This window comes from Microcoleus sp. PH2017_09_SFU_O_A, from assembly GCF_020738625.1.
Classification (GTDB): domain Bacteria; phylum Cyanobacteriota; class Cyanobacteriia; order Cyanobacteriales; family Microcoleaceae; genus Microcoleus.
Genome location: NZ_JAEQCF010000138.1, coordinates 1 through 9,210 on the forward strand (window position 1 = coordinate 1; position 9,210 = coordinate 9,210).

11 protein-coding genes are annotated in these 9,210 nt (G+C 46.9%); 3 read left to right on the forward strand and 8 right to left on the reverse strand.

Features of this window, described 5'->3' with window-relative positions; all coding sequences use genetic code 11:
• On the forward strand, positions 1-303 hold a 303-nt coding region (locus tag JGK16_RS31230; RefSeq protein ID WP_293193768.1), incomplete at its 5' end, for a hypothetical protein.
• An 80-nt stretch (positions 304-383) separates the two neighbouring features.
• Here the strand turns inward: JGK16_RS31230 and aroQ are convergent.
• From aroQ to glyA, 5 genes are all read right to left on the reverse strand, one after another.
• A complete protein-coding gene (aroQ, locus tag JGK16_RS31235; protein ID WP_293178224.1) occupies positions 384-824 on the reverse strand; it encodes a type II 3-dehydroquinate dehydratase in 441 nt (146 codons plus the stop codon).
• Positions 825-938: 114 nt separating this feature from the next.
• Positions 939-1,076: a hypothetical protein gene (locus JGK16_RS31240; RefSeq protein WP_293178014.1), complete on the reverse strand. Its 138-nt coding sequence runs from the start codon at positions 1,074-1,076 to the stop codon at positions 939-941.
• Positions 1,077-1,671: 595 nt separating this feature from the next.
• Positions 1,672-2,928 (reverse strand): competence/damage-inducible protein A, encoded by a 1,257-nt coding sequence (locus tag JGK16_RS31245; protein WP_293193770.1) that lies wholly within the window; start codon positions 2,926-2,928, stop codon positions 1,672-1,674.
• Positions 2,929-3,159: 231 nt separating this feature from the next.
• Positions 3,160-4,215 carry an MraY family glycosyltransferase gene (locus JGK16_RS31250; protein ID WP_293178008.1) on the reverse strand — a complete coding sequence of 352 codons (1,056 nt, stop codon included), beginning with the start codon at positions 4,213-4,215 and terminating at the stop codon, positions 3,160-3,162.
• A 597-nt stretch (positions 4,216-4,812) separates the two neighbouring features.
• On the reverse strand, positions 4,813-6,096 hold the full coding sequence (glyA, locus tag JGK16_RS31255; protein ID WP_293193772.1) for a serine hydroxymethyltransferase: 1,284 nt from the start codon (positions 6,094-6,096) through the stop codon (positions 4,813-4,815).
• A 310-nt stretch (positions 6,097-6,406) separates the two neighbouring features.
• Between glyA and JGK16_RS31260 the strand changes: the two genes are divergently transcribed.
• Positions 6,407-6,604 carry a hypothetical protein gene (locus tag JGK16_RS31260; protein WP_293133771.1) on the forward strand — a complete coding sequence of 66 codons (198 nt, stop codon included), beginning with the start codon at positions 6,407-6,409 and terminating at the stop codon, positions 6,602-6,604.
• On the opposite strand, the gene JGK16_RS31265 is transcribed toward JGK16_RS31260, so the two are convergent.
• Positions 6,597-6,845, reverse strand: a complete 249-nt coding sequence (locus tag JGK16_RS31265) for a hypothetical protein (RefSeq protein ID WP_293193774.1) — start codon at positions 6,843-6,845, stop codon at positions 6,597-6,599. The two genes, JGK16_RS31260 and JGK16_RS31265, sit on opposite strands and share 8 nt — an antisense overlap.
• 1 nt (position 6,846) lies before the next feature.
• On the opposite strand from JGK16_RS31265, the gene JGK16_RS31270 reads away from it, so the two are divergent.
• The gene (locus JGK16_RS31270) at positions 6,847-7,320 is read left to right on the forward strand and encodes a Tic20 family protein (RefSeq protein ID WP_293177999.1); all 474 of its coding nucleotides are present in this window, start codon (positions 6,847-6,849) and stop codon (positions 7,318-7,320) included.
• A gap of 131 nt (positions 7,321-7,451) precedes the next feature.
• On the opposite strand, the gene JGK16_RS31275 is transcribed toward JGK16_RS31270, so the two are convergent.
• Positions 7,452-8,228 carry a fumarylacetoacetate hydrolase family protein gene (locus JGK16_RS31275; RefSeq protein WP_293193776.1) on the reverse strand — a complete coding sequence of 259 codons (777 nt, stop codon included), beginning with the start codon at positions 8,226-8,228 and terminating at the stop codon, positions 7,452-7,454.
• A 246-nt stretch (positions 8,229-8,474) separates the two neighbouring features.
• Positions 8,475-9,074 carry a 5-formyltetrahydrofolate cyclo-ligase gene (locus JGK16_RS31280; RefSeq protein ID WP_293193778.1) on the reverse strand — a complete coding sequence of 200 codons (600 nt, stop codon included), beginning with the start codon at positions 9,072-9,074 and terminating at the stop codon, positions 8,475-8,477.
• Between the last annotated feature and the right edge of the window lie 136 nt (positions 9,075-9,210).

A 9,210-nucleotide genomic window follows, 5' to 3' on the forward strand; every position in this document is an offset into this window, starting at 1 on the left:
CCATTACCCATTACCGATTCCCCATTACCCATTACCGATTCCCCATTACCCATTACCGATTCCCCATTACCCATTACCGATTCCCCATTACCCATTACCCATTACCGATTCCCCATTACCCATTACCCATTACCCATTACCGATTCCCCATTACCCATTACCGATTCCCCATTACCCATTACCGATTCCCCATTACCCATTACCCATTACCCATTACCCATTACCCATTACCCATTACCCATTACCCATTACCCATTACCCATTACCCATTACCCATTACCCATTACCCATTCTTCTGATTAATTTGAATTCAAGCCAAACATATAAGGGCTGGTTTTCCATCTAAAACCGGCCCTCATCCGATCTCGAAAATCGGTGAAATTTTAATTTTTAATCACATAACTAACTAGAGCTTGTAGCCCCAGCCGATAACTTTCTGAGCCAAAACCGCTGATTTGCCCGATCGCCACCGCCGCGATATACGAGTGGTGCCGAAAAGCTTCCCGTCGGTAAATATTGCTCAAATGAACTTCCACCGCAGGGATATTCACAGCGGCGATCGCGTCTCTAATTGCCACACTCGTATGAGTATAAGCTCCAGCATTAATCAACAAGCCTTGGTGCTGCCCTAACATTGAGTGAATTGCATCCACCAAAACCCCTTCATGATTCGACTGCTGAATAGAGACTTGCACCTGGAGGGCTTGCGCTTCTCGTTCTAGCAACTTGTTGATATCATTTAAAGTCGCAGAACCATAAACTCCAGGTTCTCGCTGACCCAATAGATTCAGATTAGGGCCGTGAAGTACCAGGATATTTAACAATTTTAAAAATTCCAGCGCAACAAAATTTATGAGATTTTTGAGAGTTTTGACTTGGGATTTAGAACCAGTCTTCAACCTCAAACCTCAAACCTCAGATTTCACATCTAGTCCCGACTACCGGCGATGCCTGGGTTGGTTGACTGGAATAGGAATCGGTTCGAGTTCCGGTTGAGCTTCTGGACTCAGCAGTCCTTCTATCAGCTTGCGAACCCATTCTTTAATTTGTTCCAGCACCTTTTCAATGTCTTCCATTGAACGGATAGCTCCTTTTTTTATAGTCTAGATTGGTGACGCTCCTACTCTGAATCAAAGATTACAGCGTAGGCATCTGAGTCCTGTTAAGGATATCGAGATCTTCCTTCGAGGTACTCCAAAATGTTTCTCTCGCTCGGCGTTTTATAGTGAGGAACACGTCCAGCCCCACTGTTTTTGCACTAGATCAAGGATTGTTTGTTCAGGCTGTGAAGATTTAAGAGTCCTACGGAATCGGTTAACCTTCTATCCTTCACAAACCTGGCTTTCATCCCACCCCAAATCAAAGATTAGGTCGTGGGGATTCCCGCCGAGCTAGCTAAACCGACGGCTAAATCCCTGAAAATAAGCAAGCACGACTTTGAAACCAAAGGTCAAACTTGCTTTCTCGCTTGCTGGTTGTTGGGAGCAACGCTTTTAAGCAAAGGAGAGAATCAGTGTATTTGCCAATCAGCCCTGTCTTATTATCATAACGAATCTTTACAGATAATCAATAGGCAAGGGGAAAATTACTGAAATATCTCGGACTGCAATTATTAAATAAAGCTTAAGCTTAAGGATGAGTATTGACAATTGACAAAGTGTTAGAGGTTTTCTACGCTTTTGCCAATAATAATTTACGCCGGAGCCGATCGAGCGCCGTACAACTACTCAGATTTCTAATCCAATCGCGAGTGCGGGCATAGCCGAAACGGTATTCAAAACTTTCAGCCTCGCCGTCGGGGCCCGCTAAACCGATATAAACCAGTCCGACAGGTTTAGCATCCGTGCCGCCTCCTGGGCCCGCGATGCCTGTAATGCTCAATCCCCAAGTGGTGTTGAGACTGGCGCGCACTCCCGCAGCCATTTGTTTTGCGACTTGCTGGCTGACTGCGCCAAATTCGGCTAAATCTTGGGGATTAACACCTAATAATCCTTCCTTAACCCGATCGTCATAGGAAATAATTCCACCCAAAAAGTACCTCGAACTGCCGGCAACACTGGTCAACATCGCTCCCAACCCTCCTCCCGTGCAGGATTCAGCCACACTAAGAGTTTCGCCAGCCAACAGCAACAATTTACCGACAGTCGAGGCGAGGGTATCGGTATCGGCACCGTAACAGTCTAAGTCAGTAATCAGTAGCAACTGTTGTTCGATCGGCTCAATTAACTTTTTAGCATCAGCTTCCGACTGGGCGCGGGCCGAAATCCGCAGTTTGACTTCGCCGTGATTGGCGTAGGGAGCAACAGTAGGATTAGTTAAACTCAGAAAATTATCTACTTTTTCCGCGAGTGCCGACTCAGCAATTCCCCAAAATTTCAACGTGCGACTGCAAATAGTTGCACTGCACCAGCCGTTATTTTTCAAGTAAGGAACGGCGATTTCTTGCCACATCAAGTGCATTTCCGCCGGTACCCCGGGAAATGTCATCACTGTGACATTGGGAACCGGCTGCCAAATAATCCCCGGTGCAGAACCTGTCCGGTTTGATAGAATGTCCGCACCTTCGGGAATTAAAGCTTGTTTGCGGTTGCTCTTGCTCATGGTGCGTCCCCGCTGAGCAAATTTTTGTTCGATATCGGCGATAATTTCCGGCCTTTCGATGAGGGGAACACCAAAATAATCGGCGATTGTTTCGACTGTGAGGTCGTCTGGTGTGGGGCCGAGGCCTCCGGTGAAGACCAAAAGTTGCGATCGACCTATAGCTATTTCTATCACCTGTTTAATGCGTTCTGGATTGTCTCCCACAACTGTTTGATAGTAGTGAGGGATGCCCAAACTCGCTAATTCTTTCGCTAAAAACTGGGCATTGCTATTAAGAATATCGCCTAACAGCAATTCAGTGCCAACACAAATAATTTCAGCAACCATTATTCTATTTTAGATTTTAGATTTTGGATTTTAGATTGGTTATTGGGCATTGGGCATTGGACATTGGGCATTGGGCATTGGGAAGAAGGCCCGCGCAGGGCATTGGGCATTGGGCATTGGGCATTAATGATTGGTGATTGGTGATTCTTACTAACAAGTAACAACTAACAACTAACAACTGACAACTAACAACTGTCAACTGTCAACTGTCAACTGTCAACTGTCAACTGTCTATCTTGCGTGCCTCCAAACTTTCCAGCTAGCGTATCCCAGCAAACTTGTAGCTCCCATAGCGTAAACTATGCCACTTGGAACTGAAAAAGCTAGGGCTAAACTTCCTACCCAAAGTGTCAGCGAGTAAATAAATAAAACCGCAAATCTATGGGATAGTCCGGCTTCTAGGAGTCGGTGGTGCAGGTGGCGTTTGTCAGCAATAAAGGGCGATTTGCCGTTACGGAGCCGATCGAGAATCACCGCCGACATATCTAAAATCGGTACAGCTAAAATTAAATATGGCAGTAACACAGAAGTAACAGCCGTAGTTTTAACTAACCCAATTACTCCCACTCCAGCGAGAGTAAACCCGATAAAATAAGCCCCGCCATCTCCCATAAAGATTTGAGCCGGATTGAAGTTGTAGCGTAGAAATCCCAAGGTGCCACCAGCTAAAGCCGCTGCAATTAGGGCCGCCGCCGGTTGGTGCATCGACAGACTGACAATCAGCATCACAACTGCTGCAATCCCCGAAACTCCGGCTGCTAAACCGTCCAAACCATCAATCCAGTTAATGGCGTTGGCCATACCGACGAGCCAAATCACGGTAATGGGCAAGCTCAGCCAGCCAAGATCCGTCAGTCCCAGGGAGGGAACTGTGAGAAACTCAATTTGTACGCCCGCGTACCAAGCGATGCTGGATACGCCAATTTGCATGAGCAAGCGTTTGATGGCTGAGAGCGAAAACAAGTCGTCTGCTAAACCGATGAGGAAGAATCCGATGCCGCCGAGGGTGACTCCCCAAACTTGGTATTCGTCTTTGGGATTGAGAACTTGTCCGCTAGCATCGATGAAGCCTCCACAGAGCCAGACAAATAACAGGGCAATCAGAGTGCCGAGAAAGATAGAGACTCCTCCCAAGCGTACCATGGGGCGCTGGTGGACTTTTCGCTCGCCTGGCCGATCGACTCGCCCGCTTTTGAGACCAATGGTTTTGACTATTGGCGTACTCCAGAGGACGACGCTCGCAGAAACCAGAAAAGCGAGTACATGATACAGATACTGGTGCGGCATCTGAAATTAATTTTAAATAGTGCGGGCAATTATACTGTCAGGCAGAGTCTACTACATTTCAGATGGCTTGTAACCAGGAAACATTTTTAAGAGCGACTGGGGGTTTGGGAGCCGGAGATTTGCCGGAGTGGAAGTTGCCAGGATGCGAATTGTCAGGTTTTTAAATGATTCCTCTCGAATTAATCGTCTTTCAATCGCAATGTTGATCGACTTTTTCGATATCCATACTTGCCAAGCGAGCTGAGTTGAGCGGTATCTTTCGCGATCGACAAATACCGTTAATCAAACCAGCGCCGCTCGACAAATATTTTTAGTAAAAACTGCCTTTCGCGATCGAGATTTTCGATAAAAACTGCTTGTCAAGATCGCAAGGAACAACTCTCAATCTTTTGTAGCTCTTTTACCTTTTTACCAGAAAGAATTGGTTGAAAGCCTCTCCTTGATCGGGAGAAATTAAAATCAGACTATTCATTACTCCCATCCTATTCCTTCTAGGTAGAGGTCGCTCTCCTTCGGTCAACTGTCAACTGTCAACTGTCAACTGTCAACTGAACCGTACACTTCCAACTACCAATTCCCCATTGCCGATCAGGAAAATTAAGCTAATGCCGGCACTTTCAAGAACAAGTGCGGGTATAACGGGAAGCGATCGCACAGTGCGGCTACTCGGCGCCGACATTCGGCGGCGACGCTTTCATCATCTGGATTTAGCAGTCGATCGGCAATAATATTACCAATCTCGGTAAATTCTGCTGTTCCCATTCCTCTTGTCGTCATCGCGGGCGAACCGAGTCTCAAACCGCTGGTGACAAAGGGCGATGCTGGATCGAAAGGCACCGTATTTTTATTAGCAGTAATATTCACACCGCTGACTAATTGGTCGGCTCGCTTGCCTGTCATGTTTGCCGATCGCAAATCTACTAGCATTAAGTGATTGTCGGTGCCGCCGGAAACGAGTTTTAAACCCCGCTGCTGCAACTGTGCAGCTAAAGCCCGCGCATTTTCAATTACTTGACCGGAATAAGTTTTAAATTCCGGTTTTAATGCTTCGCCGAAAGCTACAGCTTTGCCCGCAATCACGTGCTCTAAGGGGCCGCCTTGAGTGCCGGGAAATACTGATTTGTCGAACTTTTTGCCCAGTTCGGGGTCATTGGTCAAAATCAAGCCGCCACGGGGGCCGCGCAGGGTTTTGTGAGTGGTGGTGGTGACTGCGTGACAGTGGGCGAGGGGGCTGGGATGATGGCCTGTGGCGACTAATCCGGCAATGTGGGCGATGTCGGCGAGCAGGTAAGCTCCAATTTCGTCGGCGATCGCTCTAAACTTTTCAAAGTTGATAATTCGCGAATATGCCGAATAGCCGCAAATCAGCAATTTTGGTCGGTTTGCTTTAGCCTGTGCCAAAATTTCGTCGTAGTCGAGCTGTTCAGTTTCTTTGTTGACGCCGTAGTGAAAAGCTTTAAACCATTTACCGGATACATTAACCGGCGAACCGTGGGTCAAGTGTCCGCCGTGGGACAAATCCATGCCCATAATTCCGTCCCCTGGCTCTAGCAAGCTCAAAAATACTGCAAAGTTGGCTTGAGCGCCGGAGTGGGGCTGGACGTTGGCGTGGGCTGCGCCAAAGAGCTCTTTAGCGCGATCGATCGCGATTTGCTCGATGCCGTCAATAAATTCGCAGCCGCCGTAATAGCGTTTCGCTGGCAGCCCTTCGGCGTATTTATTGGTCAGCACTGAGCCTTGAGCTGCCATTACGGCTGCGGAGGTAAAGTTTTCGCTGGCGATCAGTTCTAAGTGATCTCGCTGCCGCTGGAGTTCTTGCCCGATTAAATCGGCAATTAGCAGATCGGTTTTGGAAAGGAAGTCTAAGTTAGTGTCCGTCATTCGATTTTAGATTTTAGATTTTGGATTTTGGATTGACCCCACGGCTCAAGTCGGGGGAAGAGAGGATTTGAGATTTTAGATGCAAGGATTGATTCCACGGCTCGATCCGGGGGCTTGTACCATCAAGAAATTCTTGGTCACAATAATCAACCTCTTCAGAAATTTGGGGATTGGGAATTGGGGATCTTGTACCATACTACGGATTTCGCACCATTGACATAAATATTACGTTGTGTTCAGGTTAAGCCGTTTGTCCCAAATTCCTGACATACAATGAAATTACTGGTGTGGAACCTGCCGGAGGTATCAAATGTTAGTCATTCTAATGGAAAATCAGATGCTTGCCCCTCAGTGTGTTTGCCAAAGTTGTGTGCTCGCCGATCGCACTGGCCAACCGCGCTGGAGCGGTGGAGAGCTTCGCTGCGGTCATCCAGTTGCCAAACCTACGGAAAATTTGCCCGATCGATACGAGTGTCAAATGGGCTTCGTCATTGCCAATATTAAATAATCATCGGGCATCGGGAATTGGGCAAACAGGGAATTGGGCGAAGCGAAGCGGAGGGATGGGGCATCGGGAATGGGGCATCGGGAATGGTGACTATTGAACCCGACTTGATATAAGTACCCATGAATCTACTCGGCTTGCTCGTGTGGGCAAATTCCGGGCGAGTCGGAACGCTTGCCTGCTGCTGCGTTATCCTGAATTTAATGCGAATTGATAGTTTATCGATCGACTCAGGAGAGTTCATTATGACTTGGCGCGGATCTACGACTGTTCCAGACCGGATTTTTGCTTCTTTGCCTTACTTGCTACCGCTGATTGACGGGCTTGCCTTTGGTAGGTTTCTGTTTACACAGTTTCCTGTCCTGCAACTGTTGTTGATACCGCTATCTCCATTGATGCAAATTTATAGTTTGCCCTTTGCTAGCTTGGTTATTTTCTTTGCCCTGTATTTAGGAGTAGTTAGAAACGAAAACATCAGTCACTTCATTCGTTTTAATGCGATGCAGGCGATTCTTTTAGACATTGTTTTGATGCTCTGCGGTTTGGTTTTGCCAATTTTTGCAAAAGGCTTCCAAGTCGCATTTATTGCAGAGACTCTGTATAATATGGTGTTTTTAGGCGCTTTAGCTGCATTTTTCTATGCAGTGGTTCAATCGGCTTTGGGACGCTATGCAGAGATTCCTCCCATTTCGGACGCTGTTTATATGCAGGTACGTTAGTAAGTAGTTATTGGTTATTTGTTGGTTGTTATTTGTTGGTTGTTATTTGTTGGTTGTTATTTGTTATTTATTCGGATCAAACCTAATAACCAATAACCAATAACCAATAACCAATAACCAATAACTAATAACTAATAACCAATAACTACGATATTTTCAAGACTGCCGATGCCTTCAATTTCAATGCGGACTCGATCGCCTATTTGCAGCGGCCCAACTCCTTGGGGCGTTCCAGTCAGTATCACATCGCCGGGATTTAGGGTCATGATTTGACTGATGTAGGAGACGAGAAAGTCTGGGGAAAATACCATGCGATCGATCTGAGATGACTGTATCGGTCGATCGCTCCCATTGACAAAAGTCTGCAACTGTGCAGCAGGACTCAATTCGCGGACAATCCAAGGCCCCAAGGGACAAAACGTATCGAACCCTTTAGCCCTCGCCCACTGGTTGTCTCGCTTTTGCAAATCTCGGGCTGTTACGTCGTTGGCGATCGTATAGCCCCAAATTTTGCTGTGTGCTTGTTCGGGAGTGCAGTTGGTACAATGTTCGCCAATCACCAAGGCCAATTCTCCTTCGTAGTCTACCCTTTCCGACTGCTGCGGATAGCGAATTGCTCCACCTGCTGCGATGACAGCGCTGGGAGGCTTGAAAAACAGCAGCGGTTCTTCGGGTACTGGAGTTCCCATCTCGGCGGCGTGATCGACATAATTTTTGCCGACGGCTACAATTTTTGAGGGAGAGCACGGGGCGAGAATTTGGTAACTATCTGGTGCAAGTTCCAAATCAGTTGGTTGTCCTTTTAACCAGGGAGGTGCATCAAATACTTGAACGCTGCGGCTAAGTTGCAGCAAACCGTAATGGATGTGTCCTTGTGTTGTTTTAACTCGAACGTAGCGCTGGGCCATAATATTTTAGATTTTAGATTTTGGATTTTAGATTTTAGATTAAAACAGATTGACCACTTCCCGATCGCGGGAATAGGACTTTCTGTAGAATACAGAGGACTGATGCACGGGTGCCCAGAAACCGGGTTTTTTAACCAAAATATTTGCTTAAAACCCTCAATCTCGGTTGAAAAACCCGGTTTCTTTGTTGGGAGTGCGTCAGTCCTAATACATATAAACATGGATCTAGGGATAATTACTGAAAATTTATTGCTCGATCGACCTTCTGGATTTCTGCTGTATCATTTTTAACCCACTTTCCGTACAAATTCCGTGCAGCGCTTTGTCCCAAAAGTCAACCGGTAGCTGGGCTAGCAAGGCAAATTCAAAGATTGTGGCGATCGCAATTTTTGATTCCCACTCAGTTAAACTGAGCATTCGATCGTAATAGCCGCCACCGTAGCCCAAGCGATAGCCGCGAACATCGCAACCTACAGCGGGTACGAGGATTAAATCTACTTCTGAGGGGTTGATTTTCGGAGCATCCGGCAGCGGTTCTTGGATGCCGTAAGCGACCGTATGTAAAGCATCTCCGGGCTGCCAGACGTGCCACGATAACTGTTTGCCGACACAGCGGGGAAATCCCCACGTGCGGGGAGTTTCAAATAGGGGACTTAAATCTGGTTCTTGGCGAAAGCTAAAGTAGGCGAGGATTGTTTTTGCTTCGGTAAATAGGGGCGAGTTGTGCAGGTGGTTGCAAAGGATCTCGCTCTTTTGTCTCCATTCTTGGGCTGGTAGGGATTTGCGGGTGTTCAGGAGCGATCGTCTTAATTCGGTTTTGGTTAATGAAGGTTCAGGAGTGTTCATATTTGCGATCGAATCTCTCGTTTGAGTTCCAGTCCGGCAGGGGTTGAAAACCCCTGTCTCATAGCGAAAGTCCTCTCAAAGAGGACTCAAATTAATTGCATTTTGCATCAAACTCTGTAGTCGGTTTTAACCGACT